Source organism: Amycolatopsis sp. NPDC114503, assembly GCF_055633655.1.
Map to the genome: position 1 here is coordinate 124306 of NZ_JBVKDT010000009.1, position 15233 is coordinate 139538.

Here is a 15233-nt window from a genome sequence, read left to right on the forward strand (position 1 = left end):
TCCCTTCAGCTGCAGACGAATCCGCCGTCGACCACGAGGGTCTGGCCGGTGATGTAGGAGGCCGCGTCGGACAGCAGGAACGCCACCGAACCGACCACGTCCTCCGGCTGTTGCGGCCGGGTCAGCGCGCGGTTCATCGCGTACAGCTCGTGCCGTTCCTGCGGGATGCCCGCGGTGGCTTCGACCTCGGTCAGCCCGGGCGCGACCGCGTTGACGGTCACGCCGTCCGGACCGCCGTCCCGCGCCATCGCGCGGGTCATCGCGATCACCGCGCCCTTGGAGGCCACGTACTGGACCAATCGCGGCGAGCCGTACAGCGCGGCGTCGGAGGCGAGGTTGACGATGCGTCCGCCAGTCTGCGCGAGCTGCGGATACAGCGCACGGGCGACCAGCCACGGGCCGCGAGCGTTGACAGTCATCAACGTGTCCCACGCTTCGACGTCCAGCTCCGCGAAGTGCTTGCCGCCCACGCCGTCCGCCATTGCCGCGTTGTTCACCAAGCCGTGCAATGGCCCCAGCTTCGCGACCGCGTTCGCCAAAGCCGCGACGGAGTCCGGGTCCGCGACGTCGGTGTCGATCCGGTGTGCCTCAACGCCTTCCGCGTGCAACCGGGCGACGCCGTCGGCTGCCCGGTCCGGAGACCGTTCGGCGACCACGACGCGACCGCCTTGACGGCCGATCTCGCGGGCGATCGCCCAGCCGAGACCGCGGCCCGCGCCGGTGACTACATACAGCCGCTCTTTCATCGCGCCACCACCGCGTCCACTTCGGACAGAAAGCCCATTACCTCGGTGGAGAACCGGCGTGGGGACTCCTGATTCGCCGCGTGCCCGCCGGGAACTGTTTCCAGCCGCGCGCCCGGGATCGACGCGGCGAGCCGCCGCGACTCGGCGACACCGGTGACCTGGTCGTGCTCGCCGACGAGTACCAGCGTCGGCACGGAAATCCGCGACAGCCGCGGACCGTGATCCGTCTCGGCCATCGACTCGGCGGCCGAGGTGTACCCGGGCAGCCGGATGCCCGCCATGATGTCCTCGACCCGTTGCGCCACCGCGGGATCCGCGCCAGGTGCGAGCAATCGAGGCGCGCGCCGGCGAGCGAATTCCGCCGCGCCGACCCGGTTCAGCTCGCTCGGCCGGGCTCGCATCAGCGCTGCGCGCTCGGAGTCGATGCCGGAGCCGCGCGTCGAATCGGCCAGCACCAGCGACCGCACGACCTCCGGGTACTCCAGCGCGACGCGGGTTGCGATCACGCCGCCCCACGACACGCCCACGAGATGTGCGGGCACCGCGTCCAGCGAGGTCAGCAACCGGCCGACCAGCGCGGCGTATCCGGCCATGCCCAATGGCTTTTCCGGATCGGCCGAACCGCCGTAACCCGGTGCGTCCCAAGCCAGTACGCGATGTTTCGGAGCCAATCCAGCCAGCTGCGCGTCGAACGAGGCGCTCGAACCGCCGATGCCGTGCAGCAACAGCACCGGACTGCCGTCGCCAGCAGTCCGCACCTGCACACCGTCCACAATGGAAGTCACCGGAACACCGCCCTCGGTGTCGCCAAGGCTTCCAGCGCGGAGAGGACCGCATAAGGCACGACCTGGCTCGACGTCGGCGTCTGCGGCGACGGCCGGTTCTTGATCTCGAACCGGTACTCCCCCGCCGGGCCGACAGCGGTGATCACGTGCGAGGTCAGCGGCGCGGCCGGATCCGCGATCACCGCCGCCTCCACCACGTCCCAATCCCGCACCGCCAGCGCCACCGACGCAGCCACATTCGCCGACTTCGGGAACGCGGCGGTGATCTCCCGAGCAGGCCCGCGCCGCAACTCGACCGGCGCGGTCGCCTGCCGCAGCGCTTCCGCCTCCTCCGCCGACATCCACGGCTGGACCAGCGAAGACGCCTTCTTCGTCGTCTCGATGACCACCCGCTCGAACGGCCCGAGCAGCGCCGCCGAACGCAGCAGGTCGAGCCCGCCGATCGCCCCAGTCGACAAATGGACCGCACCCGGCCCGGCCGCGAGCAGCTTCTCCAGCAACCCGTCCGCCGCGAGCGCGCCGACCGAAACCACCAGCAGATCGCACCCCGCCGACAGCACCTGCGGCCCAGCGTCCGTCAGCGCCCGCTGCCCGGCGGCTTCGACTACCAGGTCCGAAGTGGACAGAAGCTCCGGCAACGCGCACATCGGCAGCCCCGCAGGAGCCAGCGCCGGATCGACGACCCCGGCCAGATCTGCGCCCGGCACCTGACCGTCGCGCAGAGCTTCCGCGACAACGGACCCGATGGACCCCGCGCCCAGCACTCCGACCTTCACGACTGCCACCACGCCGAGTAGCCGGGGTCCGGCACGCCGCGCATGTGCGAGCGGACGTCCTTCGACGGCGGGCCCGCGGTGCCCCAGAGATCCGACAGCTCCGGCGTGCGCCGCCAGACCCGGCACAGCCAGGCGTCTTCCTCGACCTGCGCGACCTCGGAGGTGTACTCGCAGACGAGCCCGGCCGGGTCGGCGAAGTAGCCGAAGGTGTTGCTGCCGGGACCGTGCCGTCCGGGACCCCACAGCGGCGTGACGCCGTTGTGCTTGAGCCGTCCGATGCCGCGCATGAAGTGGTCGATCGAGTTCATCTCGTACGCGATGTGGTTCACCGACGCGAATTCGGACTGGTTGAACGCGATCACGTGGTGGTCCGCGTTGCAGCGCAGGAACGCCATCTGGTGCTCGGACCAGTCGGAGATGCGCATGCCCAGCACCCGCGTGTAGAACTCGCAGGCCGCGTCGATGTCGACCGTGTTGAGCACGACGTGCGCCAGCTTCCGCGGCACCGCGGCGCGTCCGTACGGATCACCCGGGACGACAGCGTCGACCTCGGCGGACAGCTCCACCAGACGGCCTTCCGGGTCGGCGAAGCGCAGGCCGTACCCGCCGCCGACCTGGTCGAGCTTGCCGGGTTCGGTGACCAACGGGACGCCGTGCGCAGCAAGCCGGGCGGCGGCCGCATCGACCTCGCGCGGGGTGGCGACGGCGAACGCGATCTTGCCCAGCGCGTTCTGGTCGGCCTGTTCGAGCTGGAGCACGTGGTGCTCGTCGCCGGAGCCGCGCAGCCACACGGCGCCGCGGTCGGCTTCGACCTGTTGCAGCCCCCAGACTTCGCGGTAGAACTCGCCGGAATCGGCGCACTGCGTCGAACGCAGCGTCACCGCGCGCAGGGCGCGGAGCCGCGCGATGGGTTCGGCGGACATGGGGCCTCCTGAAACTTCAGCGGGTCGGGGCGGGCACGGGCGCGACAGTCGCGGGGGCTGCGGCGGGCGGAGCGGCGAGCGCGGCGGCCTGACGGCGGGCTTCCGAACGCAGCAGCCGGCGCATCCGGACGAGCGCGATGTCGTGCTGGTACAGGTTTTCCCGGTCCCACGCGTCGAGCGGCATCGCCTCGGCCATCTCGCGGTCCTGCTCCAGCACCGCCCAGTGCCGGGCCTCGAGCCGGTTGCGGTAGAGGATGCGCCAGCTGTCGCGCTCCCAGCCGGAAACCTTGCGGCAGCGCCAAAAGAAGGCCGCGTGTTGCGTCTCGTTGATCGCGCACAGCGCGGCGACGATGGTGAACGCGCCGCCCGGGCCTGCGGTGTCCGGGTACGGGATGTCGAGCGTGACCCACTGCGCGCCCGCGTCGGTGAGCTGGACCCAGTCGAAGTTCACGCCGCGCTGGTCGGTTTTCTCGAAGACGAATCCGTCGTCGATCGCGCGGATCTGGAAGACGGCCTCGCGCTTGCCGCCGAACATGGTGTGGCTGTTGCGGTGCAGGAACGCGCCGTGCATCGGATCGAGCAGGTTGTCCAGGGAGTAGCCGTACGGGGCGTCCCATTCGACGTAGCAAAGGAAGTTGTCCCATTCGCCGCCCGCGATCGGGTCCGGCACCTGCAGCGGCGTCGGCTCGGCGGCCTCTTCCAGGCCGAACCAGGCGAACACCGCACCGGCGTGCTCCTGCGCGGGGAACGTCCGCAGCGCGCGACGACCCTCCAGCGCACAGCCCGGGCTGCCGGGCACCGACACGACGACACCGTCGCCGTCGACCTGCACGCCGTGGTAGTTGCAGGCGACCCGGTCGCCCATGTGCACGCCGAGCGAAAGCCGCGCGCCGCGGTGCGGACAGCGGTCTTCCTGAACGTGCACGACCCCGGCGGAATCGCGCCAGAGCAGCAGTTGCTCGCCGGCCCGCTCGATGCGGGTCAGCTCGCCGCGCTTGACGGTGGTGGACGGGCACAGCGGATACCAGCGGTCGCGCAAGCCCAGTGCCATCAGCTCTTCGGCGGTTTTGGTCGCCATCACGCCTCCCCCGCCAGCCGCGCCAGTTCGGCGGCGAACGTCTCTTCGGTCCAGTCGGCGCCGTCCGCCGGGCGCAGGCCGCCCGCGTTGAGCGCGGAGACCACGCCGGGCAGGTCGTGCACGCCCCGGCCGTAGACGGCTTCCAGCTCGTCGGCCAGCGCGTTCTCGTAGCTCGTCGGCGGGGCGGTGCGGCTTTGCACCGGCCGCAGCTGCAGCGGCATCGGGCGTTCCCTTTCAGTAGATGTCGTGCGCGGCGGTGCCGGTTAGAACCGGCCTCGCCACTCACGAGCCGTTAAGCGGCGGCTAGGGCGAGCGCGGCGTGCCCGGCGGCGGTGAGCACCGCGGGCACCCGGAGCCCCGGTCCGCGCGGAGCGGCCGGTTCGGGGGCGAGCAGCCCGGCCAGCTGGTGCCCGAGCGTCGGGTCGCAGCAGGCGAGGCCGTCGACGTAGAGGTGCGGTTCGCGGCTGCACGTCATTTCCACGTGCCCCGCGGCGGCGGCGCGCAGCACGGCGAGCTGCCGGCAAGTGTGTCCGGCCATGGCCGGCTCCTAGAGGTCAAGAACGAGTTCGGCGGACCGGCACCGCGACACGCACAGCATCATGGTCCCGGCGATCGCTTTCTCGTCGTCGTCGAGCACGAAATCGCGGTGGTCCGGCTCGCCGGAGAGCACCTTCGTTTCACAAGTCCCGCACACGCCCTCGCGGCACGAGGTCGGCACGGAAATCCCGGTGCGCCCCAACGCGTCCACAATGGACTCGTCGGCGGCTACTGAAACCCGGGTGCCGGAACCGGCGCACACGACGTCGAATCCCGTTCCCGGGACGGCTGCCGGAGCCTCGGGGGCCCGGAAGCGTTCGACCCGCAGAGTCGCCGTTTCCGGCAGCGCCGCCTCGACCGCTCGGAGCAGCGGTTCGGGGCCGCAGCAATGCACGACCGTGCCCGGCGCTAGCCCGGCCAGCCTGGCGGCCAGGTCGGGCGGACCGCCGTTCTCGTCGTCGGCGTGCACTTCCAACCGGTCCCCGGCGAGCCCGGAAAGCTCGTCCAGGAAAGCCATTCCGCCGCGCGACCGTCCACAGTAGAGCATGGACCACGGCGCGGAGCCGACCGCGAGTTTCCGGGCCATCGCGAGGATCGGGGTGACGCCGATGCCGCCGGCGATGAGCAGGTGCTCCGGAGCGTCGTGCAGTTCGAAGGTGTTGCGCGGGCCCTCGACAGGAATGACGCTCCCGACGGTGAGCCGTTCGTGCACCCAGGCACTGCCGCCGCGCGAGGATTCCTCCCGCAGCACCGCGACCGTCCACGCGCGGGTGTCGGCCGGGTCGCCGCAGAGGGAGTACTCGCGGACCAGCCCGTTCGGCAGGTGCAGGGAAAGGTGCGCTCCCGGCTCCCAGCCGGGCAGCGGCTTTCCGTCCGGATCGCGCAGTTCCACCTGCGTGACCCGGTCGGCCAGCCACGTCGTCCGGTGCACCCGCAGCATCGTCGGCATCGCGGTCTCTTCTCAGCGAGTGACGCCGTGCATCGGCGAGGTGGGCGGGTAGGTCGGCAGCTGCGGCTTCTGCGCGCCGATGATGACGCAGAACAGCGCGTCGGTGTCGCCGGCGTTGCGCAGGCTGCGCGGCACCCCGGCGGGCACGCGGATCAGGTCGCGGTAGCCGAGCACGCGGGTGGCGGTCTTGGTGCCGTCCTCGACGTCGTGCACAGTCACCTCAAGCGTGCCTTCGAGGACGAAGAACGCCTCTTCCACGTCGTGGTGGGTGTGCTCCGGGCCGATCGCGCCGACCGGAAGCCGCATGTTGGAGAAGGTGAAGTGCTCCGAGGGCAGCTGACGCGCGTCGCCGTCGTGGTTGCCGGTCGCGCCGGAGCCGATGTAGCGGATCTGCGCGCGGCGGAACTCGTCGCCCTTCGCGGCGGCCTGGAAGCCGAGGGTGTCCCAGTCCTCGTACCGCGTCTCGCGAGCGGCGATGCACGAGTCGATGAGCTCCTCGAGTTCCTGGTGCTTGTTTTCGGTGGTGGTCATCGCGGGGCAACTCCTCCGGTGGTCCTCGGCGGGCTCGCCGCCGAATGCCTTAGGTCTAAGAGACTTACTGATAAGGGTTGTACCCCGCGCGCTGTGATCCGCACAACCCCTTAGGCCAAAAATTCTTTCCAGCGGCTTCCCGGCGGCTCGCGCGCCGTTGAGCCCTCCAGGGATCCTTCACGGCCAGTGATCGGAGGAGCTCTTGACGAAATCTTAGGTCTAAGGTTTCCTCGGTCGCACCCCCGTCACCCGCGCCGAGAGGACCTCGCCATGCAGCCCTTCCCCGTCCCGCCCGACGAAATCCCGGTCGGCGGAGACTGGCAGCGCGGCGGCGGCCCCGCGTCCGCGTGCGTGGACCCCGCCGACGGTTCGACGGTCACCTTGATCCACGCGGCCGACTCCGCCCAGGTCGACGCCGCCGCCCGCGCCGGTGCCGAAGCCGCCGCGGATCCGGCGTGGCGCGACCTCCTGCCGCACCAGCGCGCCCGCCTGCTCACCCGCGTCGCCGACGCGATCGAGGACCACGCCGAGCAGCTCGCCCTGCTGCAAACCCGCAACACCGGCAAGGCGCTCGGCGAAACCCGGGCACTGGTCGCGAGCGCGGCCGGCACCTTCCGCTACTACGCGGCCGCGCTCGAAACCCTCGAAGGCGAACTCCCGCCGAGCCGCGGCGCGCACCTGACGATGAGCGTGCACGAGCCGATCGGCGTCGTCGGCGCGATCACGCCGTGGAACTCGCCGATCGCCAGCGACGCCCAGAAAATCGCCCCCGCGCTGGCCGCCGGGAACGCCGTCCTGCTCAAACCGGCCGAAGCCACTCCCCTGGTTTCGCTGGCGCTGGCCCGTCTCGTCCACGACGCCGGCGTCCCGCCCGCGCTGCTGTCCGTCCTGCCCGGCCCCGGTTCGGTCGTCGGCGACGCCCTCTCCCGCCACCCGCTGGTCGGCAAGCTCGCCTTCACCGGCGGCACCGCCACCGGACGCGTCCTCGGCCGCATCGCCGCGGACCGGATCATCCCGGTCACCATGGAACTGGGCGGCAAATCCCCGACGATCGTCTGCGAGGATGCCGACGTCGAGGAGACAGTCGCCGGAATCCTGTATGGAATCTTCTCGTCGACCGGACAGAGCTGCATCGCCGGATCGCGGATCTTCCTGCCGCGCGAGCAGTACGACGCCTGGGCATCCCGCCTGATCGCCGCGACCAGCGCCTTGCGGCTGGGTCCCGGCACCGATCCCGCCACGCAGGTCGGGCCGCTGGCGACGTTCGCGCACCGCGACAAGGTGGCCGCGATGGTCGACCGTGCCCGCGAAGAAGGCGCAAATGTTCTTTGCGGTGGCCAAATCCCTTCCGACGAACGCCTGTCGCGCGGCGCGTACTACCTGCCGACCCTGCTGGACGGCCTCGCCCCGGACGCGAAGACGTGTCAGGAGGAAATCTTCGGCCCAGTCGGCGTCCTGCTGCCCTACGACGACGAGGAGGACCTGGTCGCCCAGGCCAACTCGACCGTCTACGGCCTGGCGTGCGGCATCTGGACCGCCGACTACCGCCGTGCGCTCCGTCTGGCGCGCCGCGTCGACGCGGGGACGGTGTGGATCAACACGTACAAGCAGTTCAGCATCTCTACACCGTTCAGCGGCACCAAGGAAAGCGGCCTCGGGACGGACAAGGGCCGCACCGCGATCCGCAGTTACCAGCGGCAGAAGAGCCTGTATTTGAGCCTGGCGGACGAGCCGATCCCGTGGGCTCGCGGCTGAGCCGTCCCGCGCTGTCCGGCGCTGTGTACGGTTCGGCGACGTGGCCGGTGGTGTTGCCGACCAGGGAGAAGTACGCGTAGTTCCCGGTTTTCGGTGCGAGGCGGTGCACCGGCGCAGGGCCGTGACACCGGTTCGGGAAATTAGTCCCCCGAACCGGTGTCACGTTCGAGACCGACCTCGCTCTTAACACTCCATGAGAGCTTTTCCGGCCGGCCCCTCCGACCAGTTCGGGGAAACGTGATGCCCGCCTACGCCTGGACTGCGCTGGCGGCGATCGTGCTGCTCAACCTCGCGCGGCTGACGGTCTTCTGCCTCGCGCTCCGCGCCCGCCGCCAGTGGAATATTCCCACCGCCGACCTGGAACGGCTCATTCTCGCGTGCTATCCACGCCGTCCGAAGAATGCTCCGCCGCGGACCGAGGAAAAGTGACGCACTGGATCAACGCCCCACCGGTTCTCTGGGCGACCCGCGACCCCGAGGCGGTCAGGCCCGCGCTCGAGCGCCGGAACGCGGCTGGGACCCCCGAGGCGGTCAGGCGCCGGAACGCGGCTGCGACCCCTCGATCCGTTCGACCAACTCGTCGCGGTACTCCCGCGCCGCCTGGAACTCCGGTTCGTCGCCAGTCGCCCGCTTCAGCGCGCCTTCCAGGATCTTCAGCCCCTGGCGTTCGTCGCCGTGCGAATCCGCCTGTCTCGCGGCGTTTTCCATGGCTTTCGCGAGCTTGGTCCGCGCCTCGGGTTCCTTGGCGGCCTGGTTGATCCGGATCCAGTTGCCGCCCGGATCGACGACGGTGAACCCGGTGTAGCGGTCGTTGCGCAGCCGCGGCCGGGTCATCCGCGGGATGCCGGAGACGAGCAGTTTTCCGTGCACGGCCCGCATTCCCGCCGCGAAGGCCTCGAACAGCTCGCTGGTGTCCTCCACGATCACGAGGCACGTGCTGTACGACTGCGCCGGGTCGTAGCCGTCCATCTCGAAAAAGTGCAGATTGAGGTCTTCCCGTCGCACCGCGAGGTGCGAGTACGGCCGCGCCTGCCGAGAGGTGATCTCGAAGCCGAGCATCTCGTAGAACGGCGCGACGTCGTCGATCGACCGACAGGGCAGGAGCGGAATGGTCAGTTCGTTCGCCATCGCCCGAACGTAAACCCGGATCCGCCGAAACGACACGGAGGTATTTGCTGATGCGAACAGCGGGGCGGCATTCGGCGCCGGGGACGGTCTCGGCGAACGAGGTCAGGGCGCCGGGTTCAGTCGCGGAGAAGGGGGTCGCCGAGCGGATTCAGTCACGGCGAACGACGTCAGAGCATCCCGGCCCAGCCACGACGAACGACATCGCGCCCCGGCCCAGCCACGACGAACGACCTCAGCGCACCCCGGGCCCAGTCACAGCGAACGACCTCAGCACACCCCGGCGGCTCAGTCGCCGAACTCCGCCTGGTCCAAAGACCTCTCCAGCCGCCCCAGCAATTTCGCCAGCTGCGTCCGTTCCGCCGCGGTCAGTCCGGCCAGCATGCGGTTTTCGTTGGGAAAATGCTCGTGCACCACCTTGTCCGTCGCCGCGAGCCCTTCCTCGGTGAGACCGATGAACACGACCCGCCGGTCGTCCTCGTCGCGTTCGCGGCGGACGAGCCCGGCCTGCACCAGCTTGTCGACCCGCTGCGTGATGCCGCCGGTGGTAAGAAGATTCGTGTCGGCGAGGTCCCCCGCCGTGCGCCGGTACGGCGCGCCGCCCCGGCGGAGCGCGGCGAGGATCCCGAAGTCCGCGACCGTGATCCCGTGCCGGGCGAACACGCGCGTCAACTGCCGCTGATACCGGTCGAACGAACGGTGCAACCGCCCGAACACCGCCAGCGGCGACGTGTCGACGTCCGGCGTCTCCGCGCGCCACTGCGCGAGCATCTCGTCGACCTCGTCCGGCTCGGTCCGCTTCGGCATCCGGCACCCCCGTGAATAGCTTTGTTCTAAGAATAGCACCACTAAGGTTTTCCGAGAGGCTACGGTGACCGCATGACGGTCAAGCGGATGGACAACGTCCTCATCGTCGTCGAGGATCTCGACGCGGTCATCGCGTTCTTCGTCGAACTGGGGCTGGAACTGGAAAACAAGGGCCCGCTGGACTGGCGCGGCGCGGAAAAGGTGATCGGACTGGAGGACGTCCGGCAGGACGTCGCCATGCTGCGCGTCCCGGACGGCCCCGGACGGGTGGAACTGGCGAAATTCCACCAGCCGAAGGCGGTCGCCCCGGAGCCGTGGAAGGCCCCGGCGAACACGCTCGGCATCCGCCGGATGATGTTCGCCGTCGACGACCTCGAGAACACCCTCGCCCGGCTGCGCGCCCACGGAGCCGAACTGGTCGACGAAGTGGTGCAGTACGAGAACATCTTCCTGCTGTGCTACGTGCGGGGGCCGGAGAACATCGTCGTCGGGCTCGCCCAGGAACTCGGCTGAGCGCGCGGCGGATTTACCGAACCCGAACACGCTTCGAACCGAACTCGCGGATCGCGGTTCTAGCGTGCGGGGCATGCCGCAACGCGCTCGTTCGCTCCTGATCTCGCTGCTGGCCTTGACAGTGGCTTCGACGGCCGTCGCCTGCGTGCCGGGCCAGCCCGCCGCGGCCGGCGGCAAACCGAACATCGTCCTCGTGCTCACCGACGATCTGTCAATGAACCTGCTGCCGTATCTGCCGCACGTGCAGGACATGGCCAAGAACGGCACCTCCTTCGCCAACGACACCGTCACCGACTCCCTCTGCTGCCCGTCGCGCTCGTCGCTGTTCACTGGGATGGTCCCGCACGACACCGGCGTGTTCACCAACGGCGGCGAAGACGGCGGCTACCGCGTCTTCCACGGCCGCGGCGACGACAAGTCGACCTACGCGACGTCGTTGCAGCAGGCCGGCTACCGGACCGCGATGATGGGCAAGTACCTCAACGGCTACCAGCCGAAATCCGACGGAATCCCGCCTGGCTGGAACGAATGGGACGTCGCGGGGAACGGCTACGGCGAATTCGACTACGACCTCAACGAGAACGGCACGGTCAAGCATTACGGCAAGAAGCCCGAGGATTACCTCGTCGACGTCATGGCGGACAAGGCCGCGCGATTCGTGGCCAGTTCGACGGCCGACCACACCCCGTTCGCGATGGAACTCGCCACGTTCGCCCCGCACGGCCCCTACACCCCCGCGCCTCGCGACGCCGACGCGTTCCCCGGGCTCACCGCACCGCGCGGCCCCGCGTACGACACGCTCCCGTCTTCGCCGCCGTCGTGGCTCGCCTCCCGAACCCCGTTGACCGACCGGGAAAAACAGAACATCGACAAGGACTTCCGCAAGCGAGCGCAGGCCGTGCAGTCGGTCGACAAGATGATCGGCACCGTGCAAGCTGCACTGGACAAAGCCGGAGTACGCGGGAACACCGACCTCGTCTTCACCTCGGACAACGGCTACCACATGGGCGAGTACCGGCTCACCCCCGGAAAACAGACGGCGTTCGACACGGACGTGCACGTGCCGCTGGTGGTCACCGGCCCCGGCGTCAAAGCAGGCGCGACAGTGGACCAGCCCGCCGAGAACATCGACCTGCGGCCGACTTTCGAAGCGCTGGCCGGGGCATCGACCCCCGCACCGGTGGACGGCGAAAGCCTGGTGCCGCTGCTGAACGGCACCGCACCGCCGGCGTGGCGCACCGTCGGGCTGGTGGAGCACCACGGTCCCGACTTCGACAAGAACGACCCGGACAAGCCCGCGAAGAACAGCGGCAATCCGACCACCTACGAGGCGATTCGGAGCACCGCCTACACCTACGTCGAGTACGCCGACGGCGCCAAGGAGTACTACGACCGGACCACAGATCCGCAGGAACTGCACAACACCGCCGCTCAGCTGCCGCCGGAGAAGGCACGACAACTGCACGACACGCTGCGGGCGATGGTCTCCTGCCACGGGGCGGCCGCCTGCCGGCACTGACCCCGCCAGGTCGGCCGAACCCCGTTCACCGGATCACGCGGAGGCAATCGATGCCGCTCACTCCAGCAGCGCGAAGCCCGACTCGTACCGCGTCTTGCCGAGCGCCGCCACCACGATCTGGAGGAATCCCATCGCCTCGAGTTCCCTCGCGCGGGTGAGGGGGCCGACGTCGACCGCGCGCATTCCCGCCGCCTCGATGAACGCCGCGACGGCCATCTTCGCGTCCGCGTAGTCGCCGGCGAACAGGACGGTTGTGCGCGTCGTGCCGTTCGTGCCGCTGACGAGCGTGTCTCCGAGATTGACGTTGAACGCCTTGACGACGGCCGTGCCCGCAGGCAGCAGCTTCACGAGTTCGGCCGCGGTGGACGAATCGGCGGGCGAGACCAACCGGTCGTAGGTGGAGAAATCGATGGGGTTGCTGATGTCGACGACGATCTTTTCGCGGAGCTGGTCCCGATAGTGCTCGACGATGCCCGGGTACGCCCCGTAGGGAACGGCGAGCACGACCAGGTCTCCGGTGAGCTTGTCGCCCATGACGCCGTAGTCGGGACCCGGACGCGCCGCGGACATGCTTTCCGCACTGCGCTTGATGATCTGGACGCGGGCGCCGGCCCGGGTCGCGACCTCCGCGATCGCGCCGCTCATCTTGCCGCTGCCGATGATGCTGATCGAGGTCATGCGACCGGAACCCCCTGAAATCGGTTGAGCGCCTGTTCGGCCACCTTCTGCGCGTCGTAGTCGAATACCGCGCTTCGCCGGAAGTCGCGCCCGACCCGGAGATCGGCGTCGCGCTTCTTGAGGTCCGCGAATTCGTACTGCGCGTCGAACATGGCGCCGGCCCGGCGAGAGCCGTTCTGCAGGATCGCCGTGCGTTGCATGCGGACTGAGGTGTAGCGCCTGAACGCCTCGGGAATGTCGGCGACGCTGTCTGCCGCCGCGAGGAACGTGGCGAGCGCCATGCTGTCCTCGATCGCCTGGTTCACCCCCTGGCCTTGGTGCGGCAGCATCGTGTGCGCCGCGTCGCCGAGCAATGTGATCGGCCCTCGGGACCAGTTGGCGAGAGGTTCGTGATCGAAGAGGCCCCACCAGAAGGTGTGCTCGATGCGCCCGATGAACTCCTGGAGTTTCGGGTCCCAGTCCGCGCCCGCGAACTCGGCGGCGAGTTCGCCGACCTCCGCCGGGCCGGACCAGGCCCCGTCGAGCGGCCGGTCGCTCGGGATGCCGGCGACGAAGTTGAACAGCTTCCGCTGCTGCAGCGGATAGCACATGAAGTGCCTCCGGTTGCCCATCCACACCTGGCTGATCATGCGCCAGTCGCCGGGCAGGCGGGACGCGTCGACCACTCCGCGATAGACGATGTACCCGGAGTAGACCGGCTCAGGGAACTGGCCGACGGCTCCCCGCACCACCGAATGGATGCCGTCCGCTCCGATCACGGCATCGAACACGTCGTCCGCGCCGTTCTCGAACTCGACGCGAACGCCGGAACCCAGCGTCTCGATCGAAACCAGCCGGTGGCCGAGACGGATCGTCGCCGGATCGACCTCCCGCGCCAAGGCGTCGATCAGGTCCGGGCGGTACATGCCGATGTTCTGGTACTGCTTGGCCGAGTCCTCCCATGCCGCGTCGGTCACCAGACCGCCCATGGCGTTCAAGTAGACGCCGTGCCCGTCCGGGACCGCTCCGACCCGCCTGATCCGATCGAGCACGCCCAGTCTCTCGAGAACGCGCGCGGCGTTCGGCGCGACCGTGACCCCCGCACCCACTTCGCCCAGCTTGCCCGCCTGCTCGAACACGGTGGCCCGGACTCCGGCGATCTTCCGCAGCGCGATCGCGGCCGTCAGCCCGCCCATCCCTCCGCCGATGATCGCGATTCGGGTGTCATCACTTGCCACTGCTTCTCCTTGCCTGACTTCGCTTCTCCTTGACTGACTCGCGCGACACATACGCCTCTCACCGGAGCCTGCGGCGCGGCGGTGAGACGGAGTCGCCTGCGGCCATGGAGGAGCACACCGTTGTCCCCAAAGTCCTTGCCAGCCCTCCGTTCGGAGGGATCGGGAAGCTGTTCCCCTTATGATGCGAGGCCTTCGTCTGCGTGTAAATCGTGGTAATGTGAGGATGTAATTCGGTTGAACTGAAGAAGGGGAAGGGCAGCCATCTCCGAGGTGAGCCTGCGGCAACTCGAGCTGTTCGCGGCACTGCCGAACTTCCCCACACTCAGCGCGGCCGCGGCGCACCTGCACATCTCGGAGTCCGCGCTGTCACAGGCCGTGTCGAGCCTCGAGAGCGCCGTAGGCGAGCAGTTGTGCGTGCGGCGCAAGGCCAGAGGGCTCACGCTCACTCCAACCGGCCAGGATTTCGCCAGACGGGCTCGTCAGATCGTCGCCGACACGCACGAACTCGTCCTGAGCGCCGGGCGCGAACAGGAACTGAGGGGTCCGGTGCGGCTCGGCTGCTACTCGAGCTTCGCCGCGAACGTGGTGCCGGAGCTTCTCGAGGGCTTCCCCAAGAGGCATCCCGGCGTGAGCATCGGGATCACGATAGGCACCAACGAAGAGCTGCTCTCCGATCTCGAGGCAGGGCGTCTCGACGTGGCCCTCGTGTACGACGTGTCGCTGCCGACCGGATGCCGCCGCCGCAGGATCTATGCGACAGAACTCGAGGCACACCTGCCTCCCGGGCATCCGCTCGCGGCAGCCGAAACAGTGGACCTGGCGGATCTCGCCGACGAGCCCTACATCCAGTACGACGCGACACCGGGCGTCCGCAATGTGGCGGACGCGTTCACCGCGCGCGGCCTGGAGCCCAAGATCGAAGCCAGGGTCTCCCAGATCGGTCTCGTCGAGGCCCTGGTGGGCCGCGGACTCGGGTACGGGCTGCTCATGTCCCGGCCCCACGCGCTCCCCATGAGCATCGAGGGACGACCGGTCGTCATCCGGCCTCTCGAACCCCCGGTCACGGTTTCCCACGTAGTGGGGATCTGGCCCGCGGACATGAAGCTCACTCCGCGCGCCTCCGCCCTTCTCGACTTCGCCGCGGAGCGGCTCGGCGAGCACGGGCTCGCCGACGCGATCCCGGCTCGGACGGCATCCGACGACACGGCCGCGTCCGTACCGGAGCGTTAGGAATTCCTCGGCGTCCTGGCTTCCCTTCGCCGACGCGGTCGCCGCGTTTGCCGCCGACCCGAGG

18 protein-coding genes are annotated in these 15233 nt (G+C 69.3%); 5 read left to right on the forward strand and 13 right to left on the reverse strand.

The annotated features are described in order from the left end of the window. Positions 1–5: 5 nt before the first annotated feature. The 9 genes from ACZ7OI_RS33940 to ACZ7OI_RS33980 all read right to left on the reverse strand — a co-directional run bounded on the left by ACZ7OI_RS33940 (position 6) and on the right by ACZ7OI_RS33980 (position 6325). The gene (locus ACZ7OI_RS33940) at positions 6–746 is read right to left on the reverse strand and encodes an SDR family oxidoreductase (RefSeq protein ID WP_470268178.1); all 741 of its coding nucleotides are present in this window, start codon (positions 744–746) and stop codon (positions 6–8) included. Continuing rightward, entirely contained in the window at positions 743–1531 is a 789-nt protein-coding gene (locus ACZ7OI_RS33945) for an alpha/beta fold hydrolase (protein WP_470268179.1), read from the reverse strand. The genes ACZ7OI_RS33940 and ACZ7OI_RS33945 overlap by 4 nt, the downstream gene beginning before the upstream one ends. After that, a complete protein-coding gene (locus ACZ7OI_RS33950) occupies positions 1528–2316 on the reverse strand; it encodes an aspartate dehydrogenase domain-containing protein (protein WP_470268180.1) in 789 nt (262 codons plus the stop codon). Before ACZ7OI_RS33950 ends, ACZ7OI_RS33945 begins: the two co-directional genes overlap by 4 nt. After that, on the reverse strand, positions 2304–3230 hold the full coding sequence (locus tag ACZ7OI_RS33955; protein ID WP_470268181.1) for a VOC family protein: 927 nt from the start codon (positions 3228–3230) through the stop codon (positions 2304–2306). The genes ACZ7OI_RS33950 and ACZ7OI_RS33955 overlap by 13 nt, the downstream gene beginning before the upstream one ends. Before the next feature lie 16 nt (positions 3231–3246). Beyond that, positions 3247–4308, reverse strand: coding sequence for a Rieske 2Fe-2S domain-containing protein (locus ACZ7OI_RS33960; protein WP_470268182.1), 1062 nt, complete (start codon positions 4306–4308; stop codon positions 3247–3249). Next, the gene (locus tag ACZ7OI_RS33965; RefSeq protein ID WP_116204621.1) at positions 4308–4529 is read right to left on the reverse strand and encodes a recombinase-like helix-turn-helix domain-containing protein; all 222 of its coding nucleotides are present in this window, start codon (positions 4527–4529) and stop codon (positions 4308–4310) included. Before ACZ7OI_RS33965 ends, ACZ7OI_RS33960 begins: the two co-directional genes overlap by 1 nt. A 71-nt stretch (positions 4530–4600) precedes the next feature. Then, complete coding sequence (locus ACZ7OI_RS33970; protein WP_470268183.1) at positions 4601–4846, reverse strand: hypothetical protein; 246 nt, start codon at positions 4844–4846, stop codon at positions 4601–4603. 9 nt (positions 4847–4855) lie between these two features. Next, positions 4856–5794, reverse strand: a complete 939-nt coding sequence (locus ACZ7OI_RS33975; protein WP_470268184.1) for a PDR/VanB family oxidoreductase — start codon at positions 5792–5794, stop codon at positions 4856–4858. 12 nt (positions 5795–5806) lie between these two features. Beyond that, on the reverse strand, positions 5807–6325 hold the full coding sequence (locus ACZ7OI_RS33980; RefSeq protein ID WP_470268185.1) for a cupin domain-containing protein: 519 nt from the start codon (positions 6323–6325) through the stop codon (positions 5807–5809). Positions 6326–6595: 270 nt separating this feature from the next. On the opposite strand from ACZ7OI_RS33980, the gene ACZ7OI_RS33985 reads away from it, so the two are divergent. Further along, positions 6596–8080 (forward strand): aldehyde dehydrogenase family protein, encoded by a 1485-nt coding sequence (locus tag ACZ7OI_RS33985; RefSeq protein WP_470268186.1) that lies wholly within the window; start codon positions 6596–6598, stop codon positions 8078–8080. Positions 8081–8320: 240 nt separating this feature from the next. Then, entirely contained in the window at positions 8321–8509 is a 189-nt protein-coding gene (locus tag ACZ7OI_RS33990; protein WP_470268187.1) for a hypothetical protein, read from the forward strand. Positions 8510–8611: 102 nt separating this feature from the next. Here the strand turns inward: ACZ7OI_RS33990 and ACZ7OI_RS33995 are convergent, their stop codons facing one another. Together ACZ7OI_RS33995 and ACZ7OI_RS34000 are read right to left on the reverse strand one after the other, a co-directional pair. Next, positions 8612–9208 (reverse strand): VOC family protein, encoded by a 597-nt coding sequence (locus ACZ7OI_RS33995; RefSeq protein WP_470268188.1) that lies wholly within the window; start codon positions 9206–9208, stop codon positions 8612–8614. A gap of 285 nt (positions 9209–9493) precedes the next feature. Continuing rightward, positions 9494–10012: a MarR family winged helix-turn-helix transcriptional regulator gene (locus ACZ7OI_RS34000; RefSeq protein ID WP_470268189.1), complete on the reverse strand. Its 519-nt coding sequence runs from the start codon at positions 10010–10012 to the stop codon at positions 9494–9496. Between the two features lie 72 nt (positions 10013–10084). Here ACZ7OI_RS34000 and ACZ7OI_RS34005 point away from each other — a divergent pair, with 72 nt between their 5' ends. Both ACZ7OI_RS34005 and ACZ7OI_RS34010 read left to right on the forward strand, forming a co-directional pair. After that, the gene (locus ACZ7OI_RS34005) at positions 10085–10525 is read left to right on the forward strand and encodes a VOC family protein (protein ID WP_470268190.1); all 441 of its coding nucleotides are present in this window, start codon (positions 10085–10087) and stop codon (positions 10523–10525) included. A gap of 73 nt (positions 10526–10598) precedes the next feature. Further along, entirely contained in the window at positions 10599–12044 is a 1446-nt protein-coding gene (locus ACZ7OI_RS34010; protein ID WP_470268191.1) for a sulfatase family protein, read from the forward strand. 57 nt (positions 12045–12101) lie between these two features. Here ACZ7OI_RS34010 and ACZ7OI_RS34015 read toward each other — a convergent pair whose 3' ends face one another. Next, positions 12102–12722: an NADPH-dependent F420 reductase gene (locus ACZ7OI_RS34015; RefSeq protein ID WP_470268192.1), complete on the reverse strand. Its 621-nt coding sequence runs from the start codon at positions 12720–12722 to the stop codon at positions 12102–12104. After that, the gene (locus ACZ7OI_RS34020; RefSeq protein ID WP_470268193.1) at positions 12719–13939 is read right to left on the reverse strand and encodes an FAD-dependent monooxygenase; all 1221 of its coding nucleotides are present in this window, start codon (positions 13937–13939) and stop codon (positions 12719–12721) included. The genes ACZ7OI_RS34015 and ACZ7OI_RS34020 overlap by 4 nt, the downstream gene beginning before the upstream one ends. A 270-nt stretch (positions 13940–14209) precedes the next feature. Here ACZ7OI_RS34020 and ACZ7OI_RS34025 point away from each other — a divergent pair, with 270 nt between their 5' ends. Next, entirely contained in the window at positions 14210–15169 is a 960-nt protein-coding gene (locus tag ACZ7OI_RS34025) for a LysR family transcriptional regulator (protein WP_470268194.1), read from the forward strand. The last annotated feature ends 64 nt before the right edge of the window (positions 15170–15233 follow it).

Coding starts and splice junctions, on each gene's coding strand:
- ACZ7OI_RS34000 (WP_470268189.1), bottom strand. CDS start 10,012: ATGCCGAAGCGGACCGAGCCGGACGAGGTCGACGAGATGCTCGCGCAG.
- ACZ7OI_RS33960 (WP_470268182.1), bottom strand. CDS start 4,308: ATGGCGACCAAAACCGCCGAAGAGCTGATGGCACTGGGCTTGCGCGAC.
- ACZ7OI_RS33975 (WP_470268184.1), bottom strand. CDS start 5,794: ATGCCGACGATGCTGCGGGTGCACCGGACGACGTGGCTGGCCGACCGG.
- ACZ7OI_RS33980 (WP_470268185.1), bottom strand. CDS start 6,325: ATGACCACCACCGAAAACAAGCACCAGGAACTCGAGGAGCTCATCGAC.
- ACZ7OI_RS34005 (WP_470268190.1), top strand. CDS start 10,085: ATGACGGTCAAGCGGATGGACAACGTCCTCATCGTCGTCGAGGATCTC.
- ACZ7OI_RS33955 (WP_470268181.1), bottom strand. CDS start 3,230: ATGTCCGCCGAACCCATCGCGCGGCTCCGCGCCCTGCGCGCGGTGACG.
- ACZ7OI_RS33970 (WP_470268183.1), bottom strand. CDS start 4,846: ATGGCCGGACACACTTGCCGGCAGCTCGCCGTGCTGCGCGCCGCCGCC.
- ACZ7OI_RS33940 (WP_470268178.1), bottom strand. CDS start 746: ATGAAAGAGCGGCTGTATGTAGTCACCGGCGCGGGCCGCGGTCTCGGC.
- ACZ7OI_RS33985 (WP_470268186.1), top strand. CDS start 6,596: ATGCAGCCCTTCCCCGTCCCGCCCGACGAAATCCCGGTCGGCGGAGAC.
- ACZ7OI_RS34015 (WP_470268192.1), bottom strand. CDS start 12,722: ATGACCTCGATCAGCATCATCGGCAGCGGCAAGATGAGCGGCGCGATC.
- ACZ7OI_RS33995 (WP_470268188.1), bottom strand. CDS start 9,208: ATGGCGAACGAACTGACCATTCCGCTCCTGCCCTGTCGGTCGATCGAC.
- ACZ7OI_RS34010 (WP_470268191.1), top strand. CDS start 10,599: ATGCCGCAACGCGCTCGTTCGCTCCTGATCTCGCTGCTGGCCTTGACA.
- ACZ7OI_RS33965 (WP_116204621.1), bottom strand. CDS start 4,529: ATGCCGCTGCAGCTGCGGCCGGTGCAAAGCCGCACCGCCCCGCCGACG.
- ACZ7OI_RS33990 (WP_470268187.1), top strand. CDS start 8,321: ATGCCCGCCTACGCCTGGACTGCGCTGGCGGCGATCGTGCTGCTCAAC.